The sequence below is a fragment of the Exiguobacterium sp. SH5S13 genome (assembly GCF_004337085.1).
In the GTDB taxonomy this organism is placed as follows: domain Bacteria; phylum Bacillota; class Bacilli; order Exiguobacteriales; family Exiguobacteriaceae; genus Exiguobacterium; species Exiguobacterium aurantiacum_A.
Genome location: NZ_SJUS01000005.1, coordinates 68662 through 92432, shown reverse-complemented (window position 1 = coordinate 92432; position 23771 = coordinate 68662). Strand labels below are relative to the sequence as shown.

The window sequence follows — 23771 nt, the reverse complement described above, 5'->3', positions numbered from 1 at the left end:
TCGTTTAATTAAATGATTAATAATACACTTTCTGCGAAATCACTCACGACCTTCCAAAAATAGGAATTGTCTATTTCCGCTCTCACAGATCTGTATTATGCTTAATCATGGAGACAAGCTGAGAGGAGCAACCGCATGCAACCAGGTCTACAAAAGAAGATTAAAGAAGCCACGTATTTGACGGCGGAAAAAGCGTGGAGCTACCGTCCGATTTTACGTTACTTCTACATCCAACATGAACGGATGCGTGAATTTTTATATCCGGAAGAGATTTACGAGTATTTAAGTCAGTACATAGAATTTCAAGAATATACGATGGACGGGTTGCATCAGGATTTGGAGTCGCTCGTCAAATGGGGCAATTTGATCGCGAGTCAAGAACACCGGAAGGCGAAGACGATTGAAGAATACAAAAAGAAAAGTTTCCGTTATCAATGTACGCCATACACGGTCGAGTTCGAGCGGATGATGGTCCAACTCGAGCAACTAGGTGACAGTTTCGGCGGCTCACTCGAGAAGACGCAGTTCGAGCGGCTCTATCACGTCCTCGACGCCATCGAGAAAGCAAACGGACAGTCCGACGCTGAATGCGCCCAGCTTTGGGAAGACGCAATGCTCTACTTCCGCCAAATCACGCAAAACACGTCGGACTATATCGCCTACATCCATAGTGAGAAAGTCGTTGACAAGATGAAGACGGAAGCGTTCCTCGTCTATAAGGACCGCTTCACGACGTATTTACGCGACTTCATTATCGCCTTGCAGAGGACGGCGATGCAAATTCAGGATTTGCTGACGTCGCTTACAACGAAGCGGCTCGAGCCGTTCTTCCAACAAGTTGTCCGGCACCAACATCAGGCGTTCCGGTTCGAAGAAGACGACATGGACCCGATGATCGACTTAGTCGAAAAATGGCGTAACTTGAGAGCGTGGTTCCTCGGGACGACGCATGGCGAGAGCGAGTTTGAACGTCTGCAAGAACGGACGAACGAAGCCATCCGCCGCATCACCCGGATGGTCCAACGAATGAGCGAACGGCATCAACAGTTCCGGAGCCGGCGCCGTGATTACGAACATTTGGCAAAGTGGTTCGATGGGATCGATACGATTGAAACGGCCCATGAGTTGTCCTCGATCGTGTTCGGCGTGTTCCACACCCGACACTTGTACGGAGATGAAGTCCCGACCGACGACATGTACGTCGACATTTGGGACGAGACACCGATGCGGCACGAGACGAAACCACGGACGACGAAATATAAAGAATCGACCAAAGCCGGTGCCATCATCGACCGGTCTGAGAAGATCGCGGAGATGCGCCAACTTCATTTGAAGCAACTTGAAGAAGAGAAAGAAGCGATCGAACGATACATCGAAGCGGGCGTCATCTCGATCAAAGCGCTCCCGGTCATCGAGCCGCACGTGCGGAAGCTGTTATTGTCGTGGCTCGGTAAAGCGATGGTGCGGGAAGATCGGGTCGTCAAAACGGAGTATGGCCGACGCGTACGGGTGACGCTCGAGGAAGAGCGTGTCATCCTGCGAGCGACCGACGGATCACTTGAGATGCCGAACGTGGAGTATCACTTTATCGATGAGGAGGTGACGTCATGAGTGAGGAAGCAAAAGTAGATGAACGGATGCTTGAGGCGCTCGGGATTCTATTCGAACAGTTTTGGGTGCTTCGGGCGGAGCAACCGCTCGTCTACCAAAAAATCCGTGAACGTGAACATCAGTTGAAGCGTTACGTGACAGAGAAGTTCGGCTTCGATTTGATCGTGCATCAACATTTCATCAAACTCGAGAAGCTCCCGGTCGACCCGAAGCCATGGATGGGCATCCAGGCGTTCACCGAACCGATGGATTACGCCATTTTCTGTTGTGCGCTAGCATTTACGGAGAGCAAGTCGGTCGATGAGCAGTTCTTGCTGTCCCATATCACGGAGGACGTTCAAGAGATGTACCCGGGCGACTTGCCTCTCGACTGGACGAACTACCGTCATCGCAAATCACTCGTCCGCGCGCTCAAACAACTCGATGAGCTGAAGTTGATTCGAGCGGTCGATGGGGATGTCGACTTGTTCGCGACGAGCGAGACGGAAGAAGTGTTGTATGAAGTGAGCGTCCACGCACGCTACTTCATGCGGTCTTATCCAGATGACTTGTTCAACTACGAGACGATTCAAGACATCTTAACGAGTGAGTGGAGTCGTCAAAAAGAAGATGAGCGCCGGAAACGAGTGTACCGCAAGCTCATGTTCTCTCCAATCGTGTACCGAGAATCGAAAGACGACCCGGACTTCGCCTATATCCGCAATTTCAGGAATCGGCTCGGGGAAGAGTTCGAGAAGTTCACCCCGTTCCGGTTAGAAGTATTCAAAAATGCGGCCATGCTCGTCTTGCCCGAGCAAAAACAACGCTACACGTTGTTCCCAAACCAAAAAGGGATCACGGGTGCCGCCTTGCATGTGGCAGACCATATCAGGAAACGTGAACTACCGATCAATGAGATGGGCGAGATCCGGATCACGTTGCTTGAATTTGAACGAATCGTTGAGGCGGTCCAGCTTGAGTGGGGACCGGGCTGGGCGAAACAGTACCGGGAAGATACACCGAAAAAAGTAGCAGCAGAACTCGTTTCGCTCCTACGTGAATGGGAGTTCGGATACGTGGAGACCGATTCAGGGATCCTTGTCATCCAGTCCGGGTTCGGTCGCACCGTCGGGTATTATCCAGAAAAATTCGTAGAGGAGTTGGCGAACAAATGAGGGCGCAAAATCGCTGGCAAATGAATCGGGCAGGCTTGCTCAATTTTTGGTATTACACAGAAGAGACGTTCGATTTCTCGGATGGGAAGTTGTTGCTTCGAGGCAGTAACGGGTCAGGGAAATCCGTGACGATGCAGAGCTTCCTGCCCGTGTTACTCGACGGGAAGAAGTCACCGGACCGGCTCGATCCGTTCGGTTCGAGAGCGCGCAAGATGGAAGACTACTTACTCGGTGAAAAAGAAGTCGTCGACCGGGAAGAGCGGACGGGCTACTTGTTCATCGAATACAAGAAGGCCGAGACGAATCAATACGTGACGACAGGGATCGGGCTCCAAGCAAAGCGTGGGAAGCCACTCAAATTCTGGGGGTTTGTCATCACGGACAATCGCCGTATCAACATCGATATCGAGTTGTATAAACTCGACCGCCAAGGGACGCAGACGAGTAAGATCCCGTACTCGCGGGTCGAACTCGAACGGGTTATCGGGGAAGGCGGAAAAGTCGTGACGACGCAAGGTGACTATATGCAACTCGTCAACAAACACGTCTTCGGCTTTGAGTCGATCGACGCCTATGAAGAGTTGATCAAGCTGCTCATCCAGTTGCGGAGCCCGAAACTGTCGAAAGACTTCCGCCCGACCGTCATCTACGAGATTCTCGAGGCGGCGTTGCCGCCGTTGTCAGATGACGACTTACGCCACTTGTCCGACACAATCGAACAGATGGACCAGACGAAGCAACAACTCGAGCAGCTCGAACGTGAGCTCATCGCGTTGCAGAAGTTGAGTCGAACGTACGATGCGTACAACGAGCGTCACGTGGCCGACCTCGCCGTCGAGTACCGGACAGCGACCGAACGAGAGACGACAGAAACACAAGAACTCCATGATTTACGTGAACTCCAAGCCTCAAGGGCGCGTGAGGTCGAGACGTTGCAACAATCGATTCAACAACTCGAGCAAGACAAAGCGACGGCCGAACGTCAGCGCCAACGTTTGGCGTCCCACAAAGTTTGGAACTTAGAAGACGAGTTGAAGAAAGAAGGGAAGACGTTACAGCGCATCACGGCTGATTATCAACGTCAAGACGAGCGGCGAACGAAGACCGCTCAAAAAATCTATGATACGAAACAGTGCCAAGACGAAGAGCAGTTGGTCCATCGCGCCACGCGTCAAACGATTGACGGACTGATCGAGGATATGGAGTACGACGCGGAACAGGCGGCGTTCGACCGTCATGAGTTGAACGTCTCCGACTATCGACGCTTGAATCAAGACTTCGACTTCCTGACGTGGAAACAAGAAGTGTTCGAACATACGGACCGCCTCAGCAAAGTAGCAGAAGGGATGCGGGCGCTCGAAGAGACGAAGCAGAAGCTCCAAACGGAAAACAAGCAACTCGCCGACGAGCAACAAGCGCGTGATCAGAAAAAGCACGAACAGAATGATTGGAAGAAGACGTTCGAACAAGACCTCGAGCGTCATCTCGCAGACGTGTATCGCTGGACCGAGGAGCATCCTGAGTTTGACGTCGAAGGAGAGACGATCGGGCACATCGAGCGCACGCTTCGAAACGACTATGACCCGTCGACGTATGAGGATGCGTTGCGTCTCGTTCAACCACATGTGGTCCGTTATCAGAACCGACTGCGTGAAAAAGTTGCTTTGAAGAAAGCGGCCGAACAGGCGATTAATACAAACATTCAAGCCGTCGAGACGACGCTTTCTGAATGGAAAGCGAAGACTGATCCCGAACCAGCCATCAATCCGATGACGAAAGCATACCGTGACCAGATGCGGGCCGACGGCGTCGTCTTCGCGCCACTATATGCGCTCGTCGAGTTCGTGGATGGGGTGGATGTAGACATTCAAAAACGGATCGAAGCGGCGTTGATTGACAGCGGGATGTTAGACGCCCTCATCACCGAGGCGGATGTCACATACGACCGGGTCTTGTTGCCGGCGCCACAGATGATGGCACACACGTTAGCCGATTATTTGAAGCCGAGCCCGGGGGATACGGGGATTGCTTCAGACCGGATCGACGACGTGCTTCGCAGCGTCCTCATTGGCGACGGTGAGACGTCGATCCGAGAAGACGGGACGTATCGACTCGGACAATTGAAAGGACATGCGGTGCCGGTCGAACACGTCCGTTTCCTCGGACGCGTTGCCCGGAAACGTTATCGGGACGAGAAGATTGAACAGTTAAAGCATGAGATTGAACAACTTCAACTCGAGCGCGTGACGTTACGTGGTGAGCAAGCGGAGTTGCGCCAACAAATCGAGTTGGCCGACGCGGCATGGAACGTGTTTCCGTCCGACCGCGATCTGCGGATGAGCCATCAAGAGATTCAAAAGGTCGGATTTGAGATCGAGAGCCTGGAGCGACGTTGCCGGCAGATTGAAGACATGTTGAAACAGACGAGTGAGCGTTTCAACGTGTTGAAGCGTGAAGTATATACATTGGCCGAGCCGTTCGAACTAGAAAAGACGCAATCCGTGTTTGAGCAAGCGAAGCGGGCGATGGTGAATTATAAAGATTTATTACTCGAGACGCATCGGGAGCACGACAATGCGGTCGCGTCGAACAAACGGCTCGCAACGATCGAGGCGACCATCGAGGAAGCAGAGGAAGACATCATCGAACTGATGGGTGCACTGAACGAGCTCGAGGACGGGATGGAACGGGTTCAAAAAAATATCGCTCAAATCGAGGACCAACTGGCGAAAGAAGGCGCCGACGATATCCGTCAACAAATCCAAGACGTTCAAGCGGAGTTGGCAAGAATTGAACGTGAACGGAGCCAGTCACTACAGCTCGTCGCGACTCGACAAGCGCAACTTGATGCGGACGCCAATAAACTAGACGAGAAACAGCATAACCATACGCTGTCGAAACAGATGCGGCAAGCGTGGGAGACGGCTCTCAAAGCGGAATGGAAACGAGGAATTGTCTCACTCGACGTGGACGGGGATGATCCCGAATCGTTGTCCCGTTCGATTGAAGCAGAGTATGGCAAACGACTTACGAGTAGCGCATCAAAAGCCGACGAACTTTTATCGAAAGCGTTCATCGATCAACAAAATGATTTGATGGAATACCGAATGAGAAACTTCACCGAGGAGCTACCACTTGAAGTGTGGATGCAGGGCGTTGACGACCGCTTCAGACGAGAAGTCGAAACGTGGCAACAGAAAACAGCCCGACGTATCATCTCGCTCGACTTGCGTGGCCAACAAGCGAGCCCGCAGGCGGTCAAGCGAACGGTCGAGGAGGAATTCGCACGCCAAGAGAGCATTTTGAATGAGAACGATAAAGAACTGTATGAAGAAATCCTGTTCAAATCGGTCGGGACAAAGCTCCGCTCTCGGATCCGTCGCGCCGAAGAATGGACGGGGAAAATGAACGCGTTGATGGAGAGTCGGAACACGTCGTCAGGCCTTACGTTCTCAATCAAATGGTGGCCACGTACGGCAGAGAGTGAGGAAGAACTCGACACGAAAGATTTGGTCCATATTTTGAAACAAGATGCGAAGCTGTTGAAAGACGAGGACTTCGAGCGGATCACGACCCATTTCCGGTCGAAACTGAGTAAAGCGAAGCAGATGATCAAAGAAGACGGGGATGGACAGACGCTCCTGCAAGTGCTTCGTGAAGTGCTCGATTATCGGAAATGGTTCTCGTTCGTATTGTACTTCGAGCGGACGAATGAACCGAAGCGTGAACTAACAAATAACAACTTCTTTAAGTTCAGCGGCGGGGAGAAAGCGATGGCGATGTACATCCCTCTCTTCACAGCGTGTTACTCGCGTTATCAAGAGGCGGCTGATATAGCGCCGTATATCATTTCGCTCGACGAGGCGTTCGCCGGGGTCGATGAGAACAACATCCGTGAGATGTTCGAGATTGTTGAGCAGCTCGGCTTTGATTACATCATGAACTCACAAATTCTGTGGGGCGATTACGATACGATTTCGTCGCTGTCGATTTGTGAGCTGTTGCGCCCGAAAAACGCGGACTATGTCACCGTCCTCCATTACGTGTGGGACGGGGAGAAACGGCACGCGAGAGAAGAGACACTCCAATGAAGATGCTAGTCGAAGAAGCCGCACACTATTTTAAAACATCGACAGGATTCTTGCGTCTGTTTGAACAGTTCCGAAACAAGTATGCCTCGCTCGGGAAAATAGGTGGATCGGTTTCGATACAATCGTTTAAAGCCAACGAACTCGAAGCCATCGCCCGCTTCTTCGGAGACGACGTTGCGACGATCCGGTTGAAGAAAACGGTGACGCTTCGAGCGTTCGAGAAAAAACTGCAGACGACAAAGTTTGAAGGGGTGACGTTACTCGAGTTACTCGAGGCGTATTTCGGGGAGACGCTCGTAACGAAACAAGAAGCCCTTGTCCAACTCGAAGGACAGAGAGCGGAACGTTTTCGTGAGCTCGCGCTGACGTACCCGCAGCTTGGCTATTGGTTCATCCACATCGAACAAAAGTCAGCCGATACGCATTGGATCAATCGGATGCTTGGAACGGATGAGTTTGAGGTGTCCTGTAGACACCTGACGCAAGCACTAGACGGGTTGCCGCTCGATTACGAGCGGCTGCCGGTGTTTGGGCAACGCATCGTCGGGAATCCACATGCGTTCGACCGGACAAACGATTTAGGGCGATTGTTGATTCACGCACTGCACGTCAAACGTGGGCAAGGTGGTCCACCACCGAGCGACACGGAGCGGGTGAACGAACTGTTGCTTGAGTACAAACTACTTCGGGACGACATCACGAACTATGTGTCGTGTGCAAATTTATCGGCCGACAGTAAGGGTGTAGAACATGCGATGTGGCAAGGGGCACGAGCGACCCACAGTGTCTTGAACGTACCGATGCGGGAGTTGTTGAACGTTGACCGGATTTATCCAAGTCATGGGAAAACGGTGTGGATTGTTGAGAACTCAGGAGTGTTCTCAAGTTTACTCGATGATGTGCCGGATGCACCGCTCGTTTGTACCCACGGACAGTTCAAACTCGCGGCCTATCGGTTGTTGGACGCACTTGTCTCTTCAGGTTGCCAGTTGAAGTATGCCGGAGATTTTGATCCGGAAGGCTTGCAGATGGCGGTACGGTTGAAAGAACGTTACGGGGATAAGTTGGATTACTGGTGCATGGACTTGGAGAGTTATGTGGCGTCTGAGCCGAGCGTTGAGTTGTCCGCAGAGCGATTGGTGAAGTTGACTCGGGTGACCGCTGTTGAGTTGGAAGACGTGGTGGAAGAGATGAAAGTGAGAAGGAGAGCGGGGTATCAGGAGGCGTTGATTGGAAATATGGTATCCACTCTAAAAATGAAGAAGGAGTAAACTATGATTATTTACAACGAACCCAAAAGTATCTTTGTTGAACATATTTTAGAGAAAGAAATTAGTTATATCCTCAGTAAGAATATTGAAGAGAAGATGAATCGACGCGTAAGTGCTTCCGAAATTACCTCGTGGGAAAACTCTCTTTCAGAGATGATGCGAGTCATTAGAGGAGACTTGATACCGGATGACGTAAATATTCTTCTTGAGTTTAATTTGCCGTCAACTCAAAAACGAATTGACTTCATTATTGCGGGGAAAAATCAAGATGGTCAGAAGAATGCAATTATTGTAGAACTAAAACAATGGACGAAGGCGGAGATTGCTGACGGAGATGGAATTGTTCAAACAGCATTTCGAGGAGGAATAAAATCGACTGTTCATCCTTCTTATCAAGCGTTATCGTATCGACGGTACTTAGAAAATTATCTCGAATCAGTAGATCCGACTGAATCGGATATAACGCTTGATTCATGTGCTTACTTACATAATTACATTAGGTCAAGAAAAAATGAAGATGAGCCCTTATTGAATGACAGATACAGTCATTATTACAAGGAGGCACCAGTTTATTTCAAAATGGATGATCTTCGTTTAACCGATTACGTAACAAAGCGAGTAGGAGCCGGTCAGGGCGCAGAGATTGCTAGAGAAATTGAGACAGGAAAATTGAGACCTTCAAAAAAATTAGTAGAAACGTTAAATTTGATGTTTGAAGGGAACGAAGAGTTCATATTACTAGATGAACAAAAAGTAGCCTACGAACAGATTTTGACGATTTATACTGAGCACGTGTTACATACGAACGAGAAGCACGTTGTATTAATTAAGGGAGGACCGGGAACCGGTAAATCCGTAATCGGTTTAAATGCTCTAAAGGCACTAGTGAATGAACAGGCATTAGTCGAGTATATTACGCCAAATGCAGCTTTCCGAGAAGTTTTACGGAAAAAATTAGTAGGACAAAAAAGTATGATTGAAATTCGAGATATGTTCAAAGGTTCTGGTTCTTATGTAGATACTCAAGCGAATAAAATTGACGTATTAGTTTGTGATGAGGCGCATCGTTTAAAAAATCATGGACATATGCAACGAAAAATTGAAGGGGAGAATCAAGTAACTCAAATTATCCGGAGTGCTAAAATGAGTGTGTTTTTCATTGATGATGAGCAAATGATTTCAAAGAAAGACATTGGTTCATACGCTTTAATTAAAGAAGAAGCTAAGAAACAAAAAGCTGTTATTCACGAATTAACACTAGATTCTCAATTTCGATGTGGTGGGTCAGGTAATTACATCGAATGGTTGAATGGATTTTTTAATGATGAAGAAACGACGGAATTGGATGGATCATACGATGTTCAAGTAATGGATTCGCCACAACAACTGATTGACGAGGTTGTATCGAAACGTGACGGTCGTGTTACTGCAGGGTATGCATGGAGTTGGACGAAAGAACGATTAGACGGACTACTCGTTCCAGACGTACAGATTTCTGAACATGATTTTGCAATGCCTTGGAATGATGCGAAACGTTTGGACTGGGCCATTCATCCAGACGGACGAGAACAAATCGGATGCATTCATACGGTACAAGGATTAGAAATGACATACGCAGGTGTTATCATTGGTCCTGATTTAGGGTATGATCCGCAATCAAGACAATTGATTGTGCGACGGGAAGAGTTCAAAGATAGTGGAGCAAGACCTGCAAAGCCGAAAAAGAATGAAGTGGATGCTCTTGAACAACTCGTCAAAAATACGTATAAAACGCTAATGACTCGTGGGATGAATGGCTGTTATGTATATTGTTGCGATCCCGAATTGCAAAAGTATATAAAACGACAAATAGCCTTTAAAAGAAATGAATATGAAAGTGTAACTAGAGGAGTTTTAGCGAAATTTGATTAATTGAGGAGCGTACGAATAGTGGCTAAGTATAAAAATTCTACTGTCCGAAAAATACCGATTCATTATGTGGAAAATCAATTAGCAGTGAATATTGGAATTGGGACGATTACAGTTGCTTTCAAAAATACGACTGTCGGTAGGGTTATAAATGATGAACTATTTCATATCGCCACTCTTGGAACGGTGACATTGCATCGTTCGGATATGCTTCAAGTTTTGATTTCTCATAAGGACCGATTCATTGAAATGGAAGTGCGGTTTAATCCTGATGAAATGAAGAAAAAGATGAAATTTGGTATTTCCGAATCGAAATATGGGACATTCTATAAAGTTTCTTTTCAAAACGACAACTACAAAGCCAAAGAGCAGATTCCACAAATAGTAGAAAGTAATACGTATATGCAATCGTTTGAGATTCATATGGAAGAGTTAGAAAAATCTTTTGCGGATACGAATCGATTTGACGCAATAAAGAAAGATTTAAACAGTCTGCTAAGTAAGCGTAAAATGCTAAACAGAATGAATAATCGAATCAATCGACTCTTGAAATTTTTACAAACAATCCATTTCTCCGATGATTTAGATTTTAAGGCATGGATGATAGAAAACTTAGAAGTGTTGCGAAATTTGCCAAACCCACATAAGGAAACAAACCCAATCGTTCATTTTAGAATCATTCGCTTTTACTTTTCATATTTTTCTAAGCAAGAATTCGAAATAGAGTTCGGGAAAAGTAGTCGTATTGATGCAGAGCAAGACGCGATTGCCTTCTTTGGCAGGATGCTAGGTCTGAAATTACCCTATCGTGTGGTTACTCCATATGGAATGCTTTTGAAGGACTGGGACGGGAAACGATTCAATCCTCATGCGTTAGAAAAGGTGCTGAGTTATCTACAACTCACACCACAAGAAGCAACAAAGATTGATCAAACGATACAATCTACGTTCTTTAGACAGAATAAGCATCTTCAATTAAATGAGAAGAGCGACTTAGCCGTGTATGGATACATTAAAGTAACATCGATCTCGATGAGAAAGCGACGAGAAATATTGACGCAACAGTGTGTGCCGAAATTAGGTTTACAAAGAACCGTTGATTTACTTCATGGAATCTCTAGGTTACACAGGCGTCAAAAGCATGCGTATTTAGTGTATACGAGCGACTTACAGTATTTACAGCGTTATTTTGGAGAAGAAAAGGTGAACTGGCCTCGTATCGTGTTGGAATGACGAAGGAAGATTAATAGGTGATGTAGGAGGTTACGGGGTGTGAAAGCAGTATTAGAGCAAGAACAAGAAAGATTAACTGATTTCTGTACAGTCATTGAATCCCACTTGACAGGGGGAATTACTGGAGAAAAACCAGGCCTAGAATCAAGCGACTATGAAATGATTGACATGCGTGGGCATTCAAGGCAGTCAGAAAGTGCGCAGGAACGCCAAAGGTACGAAGACGCTTTGAACGAGCTGTATTCTTTCACATTTGTGGTTGAGGACGAAGGCGAAGAAGAGACGTATCCGGTTGGTAAATTCGGGGTGGCCCATCCGAGCTCGCCTGAGATTCCACTCGTCCTTGATTGGCGGAGTGAAATGGCGATGCGTGCTTCCATGTTCAACGGGGAGACGATTGAGATGCCAGGCGGTGACATCATCGGGATGACGCAGCTCGAACTTGACCGGAAACAACGACGCGTCGTGCAGGCGAGTCATCGTCGTGACACAAAACGACGTCCTGCGTCACTGACGAAACGGTTTACGGATCAAATCAAGGCGACGTTTAAAAAGCCTTCGCCTGTAACAGATGTGCCACAAGAGAACTTCATGGAGCGGGAACTGACAAAGAAACAAAAAGATCGCTCGATCGACGGGTTCATCGCGACGCGCCAAGCCGAACAAAACCATATCATCCAAGCACCGGCCAATACATATATGATTGTCCAAGGGGCGGCCGGGACCGGGAAATCGTTGACGGCGTTGCACCGGATGTCTTACTTACAGTATCAAGATGAACGTCGGAAGATGCTCTATTTAGCTCCTAATGAGGCGACGATTCATCAACTGTTGAAGGACGCGGAACACTTACAAATTCAATCGGTGTCGACGATGGCATTTGATGAATGGTTAAAGACGGGGTCATCAAAAGATTTTTCGGCGAGTGTCGTTCATGAACTTCTTCCGTTATATCAAGAGCGAGATTTATTCGAATGGGCTGAAGCGGCAATCGATGAATGGTACGAAGATGTCGCTGTGTTGCTTAGACGACACGAGCCGATTAAAGCTCTAGAAGAGATTCATGAACGGGCATTGGCCATCTGGTTCGCTCAAGAGCATCCTGGACGCGCACAAACGGAACGGATTTTACAAATGATTCGCAGTGAATCGGAACGACTGTCCATTTTGAATAAAGAACAATATCAAAAAGACCTCATTGATGGCTTAAAGCGTTGGGCATCAGAATTAAATGCGGTGAAAGCCCGAGATTTGGAAAAATTGATGCGTGAAAGCATGGATAAGCGTCTTGATCGTGAAAAACGAGAACGTCTACAGCTGATCGACTTTTGGAAGAAGACGACGAAACTTGAGGCGGCTACGATTTGGTCGATCATGAAGCAACCAGGCCGCCTCTTTTATCTCAAAAAGACGCAGCCAGAAGAACTGTTGGAAATGTGGCATAAGTTAAAGCGACCGACTGAACTCGACCGCTTTTTCTGGACCTACCTTCATTACGAAACGAATGGATATCCGGACAAATGGAGTCATCTCTTTGTCGATGAGGGGCAGACGCTTCGACCGCTCGATATCTTTGTGCTCGAAAAGTTGTGTCACGGGATGACGGTGTTTGGTGACACGCTCCAAAGCTATCGATCGCTTGAGATGGAATCGTGGGACCCGATTGTTTCGGATGTGACTTCGAATTGGGAAATCGAGTACTTAACAAAAACATTCCGGACGGCGAAGCCGATTGTTGATTTAGCTAAAAAGATATTATACGATGCGGATCACGACACGAGTTGGATTGACCCGTTCGAACGAAAAGGAGAACCAATTGAATATTTAAGAACGAAGAAGAGTCGTGAGTTAAAAGATGTATTGGAAAGATGGGAGACAGAACAGTATTCAATTTGTATCATTGCTCCGACGATGGAACGAGCTATGTTTTTACACTCGAAATTAACGGTACCAACACAACTCATTCAGTCTGAGACGACAAAAGTAGGCGATGGGATTGCTGTCTCTACAATCGATTACTTACGTGGAATGGAATTCGATGCCGTCTTATTGATGGATGTCGACGAGGAGAACTATCGACAGACTCCACAAGAGGCTAGACGATTATACGTGTCATTGACTCGAGCGTTGCATGAGGTTGTCATTCATACAAAAGAAGACTATTCATTGTTAATTGATGCCTAATATTAATTTGATGAATTCGTGAAGCTCTGTCGGTTTTGGCGGAGCTTTTTTTGTTTTACAACTTTATTTTTTCATTTGAACCTTGCCCGTTATTTTATCTCCTTAATCTATAGAAATTCGGTATAGTAGGTGGAACGATTATTCAAGGTTTTGATTTGAACTAAGTCGGCGTCGTGTTAGGTCCTTCGGTGACGTACGATGAAACGAAGGATTGCTTGGTGATCGACACGAATCTTTATAAAGATACGGGTGCCTATGCTGGGATTAAAGGAGTCGAGAACGTCGAATTAGCAAAAGAACAAATCGTGCTGAACTCCATCAATGTGTTGATGAAGCGGGGCGTCCGAGGACTTTATTTGTATGCGAGCGACGAAGTACTCAGAGAGAGATTGCTACACATTCAAAGAGAGAAGGTACAGACATGAACGAAGTACAACGATTGATGGATAAAGTAATCGAATTTCGCGATGAGCGCGATTGGGCGTTCCACCATAACCCGAAAGACTTAGCGTTATCGTTATCGCTCGAAGCGAGCGAACTGTTGGAGTTGTTCCAATGGGTGTCGAGCGAAGAAGCACTCGAGACGAAACAAGTCGAGATGAAAGAAGAGCTCGCGGATGTCCTCATCTACGCGTTGACGTTCGCGCATGCGGCAGGAATCGATGTGTCCCAGGCAATTGAAGAGAAGCTTGAGAAAAACGCGTTGAAGTATCCGAGTCCGCAAAAATGAGTGGGGAGCTCGTAATGAATATCCCATCCGATCAATTTATGATTCCTTGCCATTTAATCGGAAAGAATTTCTCACCTCGCGTCGCATCAGAAAAAACAGGCATTCAATTTTATACCCAGACCGAAGTCGGGGAGATGGAGCGCATAGGAAAACGGATTGCTACGCACGGCGATGCGTCGTTTGAACCACCACTGGAATTTCAACAAATGAAAAATCCGTATATAGGTCTCTTTTGGATGGTGGACACCCTTACGGAACATATCGATACCCTTCGTTCTTGTGGAGCCGATAATATCTATATAGATTTAGGTGTCGTCTATCACGTTGATGTGAAACTAGAGTTTGAACCAGATTTCTTAATGAAACTTGCGAACTTAAAGATTCCATTTTTAATTAGTGGCTATAAAGAAGAAACTGGTGAATAACGTTACAGGAACTATTTTGATGAGACGGTATTAACATCAAGAAAAAAGCAGTACGGCCCGTTACAAGGCCTGTACTGCTTTCGTCTGAATCGTCTCGCCGGACAATACAGCTACTTGGTCAAAGTCGTGACGGAAAACGTGCGCACGCTCGAGACGTTCATCGATGAATCGATGGCGTACGGGCAGCCGTCATCACTCATCAATTTGTCGTCACCGGTGCCGTTTAAACCGATCGAGTGAGTAGAGAACATATGAAAATTTTGCAAACGTCTTCGATAAATGTTTTTTATATAGTTGAGTAATAGATGACACAAGAAGGATTTGAGAATAATGGGGATTTATTATACATGTCAGCATGAGGGCGCATGGAAAGTCGCATTGGAACGCGGCTATTTAGCGGCTAATTCAGATTATGTGATGTTTAAAGATGGTGTTTCAGAAATGTTCGAACCAGCATACGGTTGGATGGTCGATCAGTACGAACGACGAATCGGAATTTCTTTAAATGGCAACTATCCAATATGGTGTTGGGATGTGTTTCCTGAAGGTACTTTAGATGGATACGTCAATCCTGGAGAGCAAGGCGTTGTTCTGACTGTCGAGTTACCAGACGAGCACGTGTTGTCTTCAGAAGCGTTATACTGGGACGTCGTCACAATGCAAGGTTCGCTTCACGATAGAGTTGAGGATTATGACTCGGGTGTAGAGCTTACTCTCGCGGAAAAAAAGAAAGCGTGGGAGAAAATATTTGATAAAGACTGGTGCTATGCTCATGCAATGCCGACACGAATGCCAGAATATCAACATGTGATTCATCGAATTGAACTCCATCAAGTTCGAGCCGTTATACCGTTCACAGGTCGAGGTGACGACTGGATAGACCGATTGAAACATATCGGTTGGCGTTTCGGGTATCGAGTTGGTTGGAACAAATCGATTCCATTCCATTACCAAGGATAAGCCGGTCTGAAAGACATTGCTTGAGTGCGAGAATTTTAAATAAATGATGCAACAAGAACGTTTTACTTAATTGAACAGAAGACGTTTTGCTGCGTTATTTGATTTCATCGAGCGAAATATACCCCGGTTTTGTCCGTCTCCGTTTGACGTCTGAATCGAAATAATGAAACGATGTATACATTCCTATTGAGACGTAGTACGAAGCAAATATCTTCAAGTAGAGTGGTAGTGGAAGCAAGTCAGCCAATATTAAAACCATCAACGGGGTCATAATAATAAATAGTGCAAATGTCATCGTCAATTCAGTTTTGATAAATCGATACAATAAACGCATCAACCAGATGAACGGGAAATAGAGATAATAAAACAAACGCTGCACTTGAACCTTCCTTTCCTGAGCGGTGCGCTCAAGTCATATAGATGTATCTTTTTCAGTATAATGGGAGCACCACGTATAAAGAAGGTGTATTTCAATGAATCGATCTATCGCCATCATCGGCGCCGGCGTCAGCGGCCTTTACGCCGCCTCGCTCCTCATCGAAAAAGGTTATGACGTCACCGTGTTTGAAGCACGCGATCGCATCGGAGGACGGGTGTTGAGCCAAAACGGCTTCGACCTCGGTCCGACGTGGTATTGGCCGGACACCGAGAAGACGATCACGCAACTCGTCGACCGGCTCGGCCTGAAAGTGTTCCCACAACATACGACCGGCGACTTGATGCTCGAGCGGCAAGCTGGCGTGATCGAGCGCCATACGTTGCCACCCGAGCAGACCGTTCTATCGATGCGACTTGAAGGCGGTATGGCGACACTGACCATAGCGCTAGCTGCCGAACTTCCAGAAGGGACAATCGAACTTGAGACGACCGTCACGTCGATTCACCAGACAGAAGACGGGGTATCGGTCACGGTCGAAACAGGATCGTCAAAAACGTTCCAACACGTCATGTTAGCCATCCCACCTCGGCTCGTCTCACGCATCTCGTTTCAACCGGAACTGTCTGAAGCGACGAAGGCGAAGCTGTCGGCTACACCGACGTGGATGGCCGGGCAGGCGAAAGTGGTCGCCGTGTATGACCGACCATTTTGGCGAGACGCCGGCTTATCGGGTCTCGGTATGAGTTGGTCCGGGGTGTTGCAGGAGATTCATGACGCATCGGCTCCGGGAGGATACGGGGCACTGTTCGGTTTCTTCCGGTTGTCGCCTGCTGAGCGGGCCACACTAGACCGGGACGAGCTCAATCGTCTCGTCGTCGAGCAACTCGTTCGACTGTTCGGTGAAGAGGCACGCGAGCCGCGTGACGTCTTGTACGTGGATTGGTCGAGTGATCGCGACACGGCAAGTTTACGAGATGCCCAGCCGTTGACCGACTTCCCTGTCTATCAGCCGATCGCACTCGATGCGGACTGGGAAGGACGGCTCTCACTCGCCGGGACCGAGACGGATTCCATGTTCGGCGGTCATATCGAAGGGGCGCTCCGGTCAGCCGAGCGCGTCGTTGACGAAATTTCATAAAAAATGCGTATCCTCCCAAGTCGGGACGATACGCATTTTTATTTGAACTTCTGAATCATCAACGCGAGTGCGCGATTGATCATCTTCATCTCGTCATCCTCGAGCACGGAGAACATCTCTTCGGCGAGCTGTTCTTCGATTCGATCGACTTGTTTCGAGTAGTCGAGGCCGACCGGACCGAGCCGGATGAAGCTCTCACGCAAGTTGTCCGGATTTTTCTCTTTTTGGACGAACTGGCGTTGTTCGAGCACTTTCAACACTTGGCTGACCGCACTTTTCGAGATATTCATCTTCGTCGCGATCTCGGTCGTCGTCCATGTGTCTTTTCGTTTGAAGAGCAGCAACATCTGTTCTTGCTGGTAACTGAGTTCAAACTCGTTCAAGTCGGTAAAGTATTTGGTGAACAACAAGTCGAGCTCGTCGACTTGACGATACATCTCAATGACTTGTTGTTTGCGTGTCTCTTTCAAAACCCGTTCTCCTTTCATTCCTTAACGTGTGTCACGGAACGTCTGGCTCCGCACATACAGGACGATACTAAATGCTAGTCCGATTATACCAAACGTGATGAGGAGCGTTTGAATCGGAACGGACAACGCGACAAGGATTGATAGAACGGCGAACGCAATCGGCTCTAGGCCGGATGCGGCGAGCGCCATGATGCTCATGACGCGACCGATTTTGTCTTGATCGCTATGCTCTTGCATGAGCGTGACGGCCGGCAAATAGACGAGCATCAGCATGAAGCCGCTCATGGCCGCCGCGAAAGCGAGCATCGGGACGGACTCGGCTTGCGTGTAGAAGAGAAATGCGACAATCGTCAAGAACAAGGCGCGGAAGACGAAGCGGCCGCGGTGGACCGACCGCAGCAACAAGACGAGAAAACTTGCGACGAACGTCCCGACAGCAAGCCCGCCTTCAATCAAACTCAAGTCGAACGCCGTTCCGCCGCGTTCACCGACGAGGATCGGGATGCTCATGATGAGCGGTCCCATGATGAACAAGTTGACGATCGCAATCGAGAACGTACCGCTTCGCAAAATCGGTGTCTTCGAGACGTAGCGGATTCCTTCTTTCAAATCAAAGACGACGTGCTTGAGCGACATCGTCTGTGCCGCTGGAATATGGTCTCGAATCAGCCGCGGCATCATCAAGAAAGCAGAGATAAAGATGAGCGCAGCCGCCGTACTAAAGCTAAGACCGAAGCCGCCCCACGTCAACAGAAGACCGGCTAAAAATGGACCGATCACGAACATGAGCTCGAGCGACCCTTGGAATAACGAGTTGGCGCGTTGGAGCTCATGTTTTTTGACGAGTGACGGGATGAGTGAAGATAGCGCCGGATACGACATGCCGTCCAATAGTCCGAACGCGATCGAGATAAAGATTAAGACGATCACGGAATAAGCGTCGGCCAAGTGCAGCGCGACGACGACGAGCATCAAAACACCTTGTCCGAGGTTCGTCAAAAATAAGAGGCGACTCTTTTGATAGCGGTCGGCAAAGACACCGCCGAACACCATCATAATTACGCGTGGCAACGAGACGGCCGTCATGATGATTCCGAGCAGGGCCGGTTGTTTCAACACATCGATCGTGAGCCACGACATGCTCAAAAAGAAGATGGAAAAACCGAGCGTCAGCGTCATGCCGGACAGCCAAGTGAAGATAAAACGGGAATTTTGGAGCAAGTTCATAAGAAGACCTCGTTTTTAAATAAAGTTAAGTTAACTAAACTATAAAGCGAGATTTGAATCTGGTCAAGCAAATCGGACCGACGGGAAAAATGTAAAAATACGGAACTTTTTGAGACGGAGAAACGTATAATTACAGAAGAGGTGAACGATATGAATAAACAAGAACGATTACGCAAAGTGAAAACGATGAATCCCCAATGGTTAGTATTACGACTTCTCTTTGCGCTGCCAACTGGTGTACTTGTATTTTACTTTTTACAGACAGAGGCGAATCCCTGGCTAATGGGAGGGATGCTCCTAGCACTGACGATTACAGCAAATGTTTTATTCTCACGAGAATCAAGCTTTGTCAAAAGCCTTACACCGAACGAGCAAGCTAAAAAGGTAGTTAGCATCCAATATAAACTCGACTATTTGTTTGTCATCATGATGGCTGTGATTTTTCCACTTATGATGCGATTTAGTATGTTGACACTTAGTCCATTCATTTTGTTTATGGGTAGCGCCATCTTAATTTTGTTTACTCAATTCAAACTTGATCAACAGCTAGAATGGATAGATGCTGAGCAACCGACCCGTCGAGAAATTCAGCGCACGCGATTTAGCTGGAGAGCTTGATTAGATAGGTGCAGTGCTTGGTGATGAAAGGAGAATCGAGATGACAGAACAAGAACTTAATCAACTCAAACGTAAGCGATCGTGGGTTCGATTCGGATTGGCCATTCCGATCAGTGGACTTGTCATTTTGTATTTAGAAGCTGCTGAATATAACATGCTATACGGTCTAGGAGTTATTTTCGCTTTAGTAGCTGCGGCGCTTGTATTATCTGCTCAAAACAGAACGATTTCATCGGGAAGGGATGTCACGATGAAGCGTATCTTTCGACAATTATATAGCATTGATTTTGTAATGTTAGCGTGGCTCGGCTTCGTTTTTCTGTTTTCAGTGGAACTCAATCTTCAATCGATTACACTAATTGTCGTGTTGTTTAGTGGTCTGTTCAGTCTGTCCGTAATCCAATGGGGGCTCGAAGGAAAAATGAGAATGCTAGTGAACGTGCAACATGTGCCACGTGACATGAAGCAATAACAACTAAAGGAGCCTCTTATGAACAAACATGAACGTCTAAAGAAAATGATTAAAGGAAATCGAAAATGGCTTCTCGTCAGGCTCGGTTTTGCGATTCCGCTTGCTGTGCTTATCTTCTTATTTTTACAAACCGAGACACACGCCCTCTTGTACGGAAGTTTGATGATTGTGGCATTGCTAGCGTATGGATTGAATGCTATTCGCGAAAGTCGATTTATGAGCAGCTTTACCGAGCGGGTCCGGGCTAAACGAATCATTCACATCCAGTATGCATTTGATTATGTGATGATTGTCTTTATCGGTTTCGCTTTCCCGTTGCTCATGAAGCTAGAAACAATCAGCTGGGTCCCGTTTTTGGTGTTTTCGCTTACGGCTTTAGCTCTGTTGTTCGTAGAGCGGCTGCTTGATGAGAAGGTAAAACTAATCGATCCCGAGCAACCGACACGTCGAGACGTCAAACGGGAAAGCTTTTAAGGAGGGCATTGTATGACCAAACAAGAACGCATCAACGTTATTTATAAAATGACCCAAAAGTTGGCGTGGGCTCGCAGTGCCTTAGTTATTGTAATGATGTTTTGTGTGTTCTCGATTCAGAGATTGGAACAGGGTAGTGTATGGTACATCGTTGGCACGGCGAGTTGTCTCCTGTTTATTAGTGTCGTGCTCGGTTATGAAAGTCGTTTTGCGAAGAGTTTGACGAGCAAGCATAAGGCGAAACAAATCATCACGAAGCAATACGTGTACGATTTTGCTGTGATTCCACTACTTATTTTCATCTATCTTTTGACTGGACGACTCGGGGTAATGTGGTTGGGACCTGTTTTAGTAATCGGTGTCATAATCGGATTTTACCGCATTCAACGAAAGCTCGAAGATCAATTGACGCGTGCAGACCCAGAACACCCGATACGTCGCGACATCAAACTCAGTAACGTCAGAGACTAAGGAGGAGACTGATGGACCGGGAAACTCGATTCCAAGCGCTGTTACAAGTGGACAAAACGTATCGACGTTTTATGATTGGGAGCAGTGTACTCCTTTTCGTGGGTGCGCTCTACTTTATGATGCAGACGACTTACTCCAGCATGATCGCGGTTGTTGGCCTCGTGCCGACGCTGTTTTTCGAATGGAAAAAGACGGTTGTCTACCTGCAGTTTAATGACGACTGGACGTATCGTCGTCTGATTAAAACGAACTTTTTCTTACTATGCTTCACTTTCTTTTTACTGTTCAGTCTCATTGCGCTGCTTTTGACGGGGAAAATTCATGTGGATGCACTTATGTGGGCACTGGTGATCGGGGCACCGCCATCCATCTTGTTGCCGTTTTGGATTGACAAAAAACTTCTTCAACTCGACCCGGAACATGTCACCTCGAGTATGCTAGTGAAAGCCAATCGTGAGCAACTAAAGCGTTGGCTTGACGGAATCAATGATTAGAAAAGGACTGAAATTGTATGACGAAACAAGAACGGATTCAAGCAATCGGAGCGTATCGAGAACCGCATCAGAAAATTGTTTTTTGGCTGACGGCCGCGCTCATCTTTTTAAATTCTTTTACGTTAAGCTTTGACGACTTCTGGTGGGTGTGGGGCATCGGTTCAATCTTTGCCGCCATCGGACTCGTTCGTTTCATGCTCCGTGAAGGTGAGGTGCTGATGGCTTTTACGAACGGACGAGGAAGGGTGCTAACGAAACGTTTGTATCAGATGTATAGTCTCTGGATTGTGTGGGTCACGGGGACGATTCTCCTCAGTCGGCTACACATTCCAACGTTCGGCTGGGTGCTCTATGGTGTCTGTTTCATGATTTTGGGATGGCGCCATTACACGACACATAAACAGTTCAAACAGGCAGATACCGATCAACCGACACGAGATGAAATCACGAAAGACTATCGATCTTATGAGAGGAGTACATATGCTGACAAAACAAGAACGCATTAACCAGCTGCTCGTACAAGACGATACCCATTGGTTTGTGCGATGGTGGATTTGGATGGCCGGGCTCGTCGCCACGGTCGTCGTCGGCTATATGGCACCGACGTGGCTCCCGTTTGTCTTGGCCATCTCCTATTTCCCGTATTTATGTCTGGAGTGGCGTAAGACGAAGCTCTTGCTCACGTTCAACGAAAGCCGTCGCTACACACGCTGGGTCTACATGGGCTTCGTGTTCGAATGGATCGGATTCGTCGCGATTTTGAGCCTGTTCGCTTTCTATCATGCAGGTGTTGTTTCGATTCAAGTTCTGCTGGCACTCATTGTCAGTTTGATTGTTTTCAGTATCCTCACCCCACGCTGGCTCGATCGATTCATCTTGATGTTCGATGACGACCATGTCACCGTGAAAGTGTTGAGCAAAGCAAAAAAACAACGAAATACCGAACATAAGACGAGTTCCTAATCAAACGGGACTCGTCTTTTTGTGATTCAGGACATCGGTCCTTTATACTTTAGATGAGTGAGATGTACATTGAGATAATAACTTGCACTACATCATAGAATCGAGGAAACGAAATATGTTAGCCATTGTTATTGGACTCGTGATCGGCATCTTACTACCGATACAGACGAGCGTGAACTCGCGTCTGCGTTCGATCGTCGGGTCACCGTTTGTCGCTTCGTTCCTATCATTCGCGGTCGGGACGACCTTTTTATCGCTCATCCTTCTTGTCTCTGGACAAGGATTCGGGTTCGACTCGTCAATCTTTCAGCAACAGCCGATCTGGATGTGGTCGGGTGGCTTGTTAGGGGTCATTTTTTTAACGGGGAACATCCTCTTGTTCCCACGTCTCGGCAGCGTCCAGACGGTCATCATGCCAATCTTTGGACAGATCGTGATGGGGCTCTTAATCGATCACTTCGGTTGGTTCAATTCGACCGTGAGCGTCCTCACACCGTGGCGCGTGTTTGGGGCCTTGCTTGTTTTGCTAGGGGTCGTCGGGACGGTCGCACTCACAGACTGGATCAATCGTCGCCGCGGAAAATTTGTCATCGCGAACCGGGTGGAGACCGGTAACTTGAACGTCTGGCGTTTACTCGGAATCGGGACCGGGATGATGAGTGCGATGCAGACCGCCATCAACGGCTATTTAGGGACTGTGCTCGAGTCTGCGCTAAAAGGCGCGCTCGTCTCGTTCGTCGTCGGAATCGTCACACTTCTCCTCGTCTTACTCATCCTACGGCCGAGCGTCGAATGGCGCGGGCTATCGGGACAACCGTGGTGGATTTGGCTTGGTGGGATCATCGGCGCGCTCTTCATCGGCGGGAACGTCTTGATCGTCCCGATGGTCGGGACCGGAATCGCCGTCGTCATCGTCATTGTCGGCTTATTATGCGGTAGTTTGCTGATTGACCGGTTCGGTTGGTTCGGTGCAGCCAAAAATCCGGTGACAGGGATTCAACTCGTCAGTTTGCTCGTCATGGTGCTCGGTATCATGATGATCCGCTTGTCATAATATAAAGGAGGGGATACGATGCGCGGAGTCTTATTCGCCATCAGCGGCGGGTTCTTTTTAACGTTGCAAAGCGTCGCCAACGCACGAATCAGTTCACAGATCGGTACGTGGCAGGCCGCGACACTGACGCAGATGACCGGCTTCGTCGTGGCGCTTCTTGTCATGTTGGCTGTGCGTGACCGGACGTATAAACAGATGCGACACGTGCACCCGCTCTATTTGTCGGGTGGCGCGTTCGCAGCCCTCATCTTGTTCAGCAACATGACAGCCGTCCATCAGCTCGGTGTCACGTTGACAATCTCCTTGTTTCTGATTGCGCAGCTCGCCCTCGCGCTCGTCATCGATTGGCGCGGCTGGTTCGGGATGGTACGCCGAGAGTTGAACGTGTCACAATTGCTCGGTGTCGCCATGATGGTCGCCGGCATCATCTTGTTGAAATGGTAG

23 protein-coding genes and 1 pseudogene are annotated in these 23771 nt (G+C 47.8%); 22 read left to right on the top strand and 2 right to left on the bottom strand.

Annotated features, from left to right (window positions below; translation table 11 throughout):
- The first annotated feature begins 135 nt into the window (after window positions 1-135).
- The 13 genes and pseudogenes from EVJ30_RS04795 to EVJ30_RS04735 all read left to right on the top strand — a co-directional run bounded on the left by EVJ30_RS04795 (window position 136) and on the right by EVJ30_RS04735 (window position 17084).
- Window positions 136-1611: a TIGR02677 family protein gene (locus tag EVJ30_RS04795; RefSeq protein WP_131468220.1), complete on the top strand. Its 1476-nt coding sequence runs from the start codon at window positions 136-138 to the stop codon at window positions 1609-1611.
- Window positions 1608-2765 carry a TIGR02678 family protein gene (locus EVJ30_RS04790; RefSeq protein WP_131468218.1) on the top strand — a complete coding sequence of 386 codons (1158 nt, stop codon included), beginning with the start codon at window positions 1608-1610 and terminating at the stop codon, window positions 2763-2765. Before EVJ30_RS04795 ends, EVJ30_RS04790 begins: the two co-directional genes overlap by 4 nt.
- Window positions 2762-6856, top strand: a complete 4095-nt coding sequence (locus EVJ30_RS04785) for a TIGR02680 family protein (protein WP_161568816.1) — start codon at window positions 2762-2764, stop codon at window positions 6854-6856. Before EVJ30_RS04790 ends, EVJ30_RS04785 begins: the two co-directional genes overlap by 4 nt.
- A complete protein-coding gene (locus tag EVJ30_RS04780; protein ID WP_131468213.1) occupies window positions 6853-8127 on the top strand; it encodes a TIGR02679 family protein in 1275 nt (424 codons plus the stop codon). The genes EVJ30_RS04785 and EVJ30_RS04780 overlap by 4 nt, the downstream gene beginning before the upstream one ends.
- Window positions 8128-8130: 3 nt before the next feature.
- Window positions 8131-10038 carry a DUF2075 domain-containing protein gene (locus EVJ30_RS04775; protein ID WP_131468211.1) on the top strand — a complete coding sequence of 636 codons (1908 nt, stop codon included), beginning with the start codon at window positions 8131-8133 and terminating at the stop codon, window positions 10036-10038.
- 18 nt (window positions 10039-10056) lie between these two features.
- Window positions 10057-11268, top strand: a complete 1212-nt coding sequence (locus EVJ30_RS04770; RefSeq protein WP_131468209.1) for a hypothetical protein — start codon at window positions 10057-10059, stop codon at window positions 11266-11268.
- A 39-nt stretch (window positions 11269-11307) separates the two neighbouring features.
- Window positions 11308-13452, top strand: a complete 2145-nt coding sequence (locus EVJ30_RS04765) for an ATP-binding domain-containing protein (RefSeq protein WP_131468207.1) — start codon at window positions 11308-11310, stop codon at window positions 13450-13452.
- 173 nt (window positions 13453-13625) lie between these two features.
- Window positions 13626-13877, top strand: coding sequence for a DNA/RNA helicase domain-containing protein (locus EVJ30_RS04760; RefSeq protein ID WP_255417717.1), 252 nt, complete (start codon window positions 13626-13628; stop codon window positions 13875-13877).
- Window positions 13874-14182: a nucleotide pyrophosphohydrolase gene (locus EVJ30_RS04755; RefSeq protein WP_131468205.1), complete on the top strand. Its 309-nt coding sequence runs from the start codon at window positions 13874-13876 to the stop codon at window positions 14180-14182. The genes EVJ30_RS04760 and EVJ30_RS04755 overlap by 4 nt, the downstream gene beginning before the upstream one ends.
- Window positions 14183-14196: 14 nt before the next feature.
- Window positions 14197-14607 carry a hypothetical protein gene (locus EVJ30_RS04750; protein WP_131468203.1) on the top strand — a complete coding sequence of 137 codons (411 nt, stop codon included), beginning with the start codon at window positions 14197-14199 and terminating at the stop codon, window positions 14605-14607.
- Between the two features lie 78 nt (window positions 14608-14685).
- A pseudogene (locus EVJ30_RS04745) lies at window positions 14686-14847 on the top strand (AsnC family transcriptional regulator); the annotation flags it as partial.
- A gap of 90 nt (window positions 14848-14937) precedes the next feature.
- The gene (locus tag EVJ30_RS04740) at window positions 14938-15567 is read left to right on the top strand and encodes a DUF3841 domain-containing protein (protein ID WP_131468201.1); all 630 of its coding nucleotides are present in this window, start codon (window positions 14938-14940) and stop codon (window positions 15565-15567) included.
- Between the two features lie 473 nt (window positions 15568-16040).
- Window positions 16041-17084, top strand: coding sequence for a flavin monoamine oxidase family protein (locus tag EVJ30_RS04735; RefSeq protein WP_131468199.1), 1044 nt, complete (start codon window positions 16041-16043; stop codon window positions 17082-17084).
- Window positions 17085-17122: 38 nt separating this feature from the next.
- Here EVJ30_RS04735 and EVJ30_RS04730 read toward each other — a convergent pair whose 3' ends face one another.
- Together EVJ30_RS04730 and EVJ30_RS04725 are read right to left on the bottom strand one after the other, a co-directional pair.
- Window positions 17123-17554 carry a MarR family winged helix-turn-helix transcriptional regulator gene (locus EVJ30_RS04730; protein WP_236634146.1) on the bottom strand — a complete coding sequence of 144 codons (432 nt, stop codon included), beginning with the start codon at window positions 17552-17554 and terminating at the stop codon, window positions 17123-17125.
- A gap of 21 nt (window positions 17555-17575) precedes the next feature.
- Window positions 17576-18781 carry an MFS transporter gene (locus EVJ30_RS04725; RefSeq protein WP_131468197.1) on the bottom strand — a complete coding sequence of 402 codons (1206 nt, stop codon included), beginning with the start codon at window positions 18779-18781 and terminating at the stop codon, window positions 17576-17578.
- Window positions 18782-18931: 150 nt separating this feature from the next.
- On the opposite strand from EVJ30_RS04725, the gene EVJ30_RS04720 reads away from it, so the two are divergent.
- The 9 genes from EVJ30_RS04720 (at window position 18932) to EVJ30_RS04680 (ending at window position 23771) form a co-directional block, all read left to right on the top strand.
- Entirely contained in the window at window positions 18932-19399 is a 468-nt protein-coding gene (locus tag EVJ30_RS04720; RefSeq protein WP_131468195.1) for a hypothetical protein, read from the top strand.
- 40 nt (window positions 19400-19439) lie between these two features.
- Window positions 19440-19871 carry a hypothetical protein gene (locus EVJ30_RS04715; RefSeq protein WP_131468193.1) on the top strand — a complete coding sequence of 144 codons (432 nt, stop codon included), beginning with the start codon at window positions 19440-19442 and terminating at the stop codon, window positions 19869-19871.
- Window positions 19872-19889: 18 nt separating this feature from the next.
- Window positions 19890-20345, top strand: coding sequence for a hypothetical protein (locus EVJ30_RS04710; RefSeq protein ID WP_131468192.1), 456 nt, complete (start codon window positions 19890-19892; stop codon window positions 20343-20345).
- Between the two features lie 12 nt (window positions 20346-20357).
- Window positions 20358-20816: a hypothetical protein gene (locus EVJ30_RS04705; protein ID WP_131468190.1), complete on the top strand. Its 459-nt coding sequence runs from the start codon at window positions 20358-20360 to the stop codon at window positions 20814-20816.
- Window positions 20817-20827: 11 nt separating this feature from the next.
- Complete coding sequence (locus EVJ30_RS04700) at window positions 20828-21310, top strand: hypothetical protein (protein WP_131468188.1); 483 nt, start codon at window positions 20828-20830, stop codon at window positions 21308-21310.
- Between the two features lie 17 nt (window positions 21311-21327).
- On the top strand, window positions 21328-21816 hold the full coding sequence (locus EVJ30_RS04695; protein WP_131468186.1) for a hypothetical protein: 489 nt from the start codon (window positions 21328-21330) through the stop codon (window positions 21814-21816).
- Window positions 21791-22273 (top strand): hypothetical protein, encoded by a 483-nt coding sequence (locus EVJ30_RS04690; RefSeq protein ID WP_131468184.1) that lies wholly within the window; start codon window positions 21791-21793, stop codon window positions 22271-22273. The genes EVJ30_RS04695 and EVJ30_RS04690 overlap by 26 nt, the downstream gene beginning before the upstream one ends.
- Window positions 22274-22388: 115 nt before the next feature.
- Window positions 22389-23327, top strand: a complete 939-nt coding sequence (locus EVJ30_RS04685; protein ID WP_131458267.1) for a DMT family transporter — start codon at window positions 22389-22391, stop codon at window positions 23325-23327.
- Between the two features lie 18 nt (window positions 23328-23345).
- Complete coding sequence (locus tag EVJ30_RS04680; protein WP_131458269.1) at window positions 23346-23771, top strand: DMT family transporter; 426 nt, start codon at window positions 23346-23348, stop codon at window positions 23769-23771.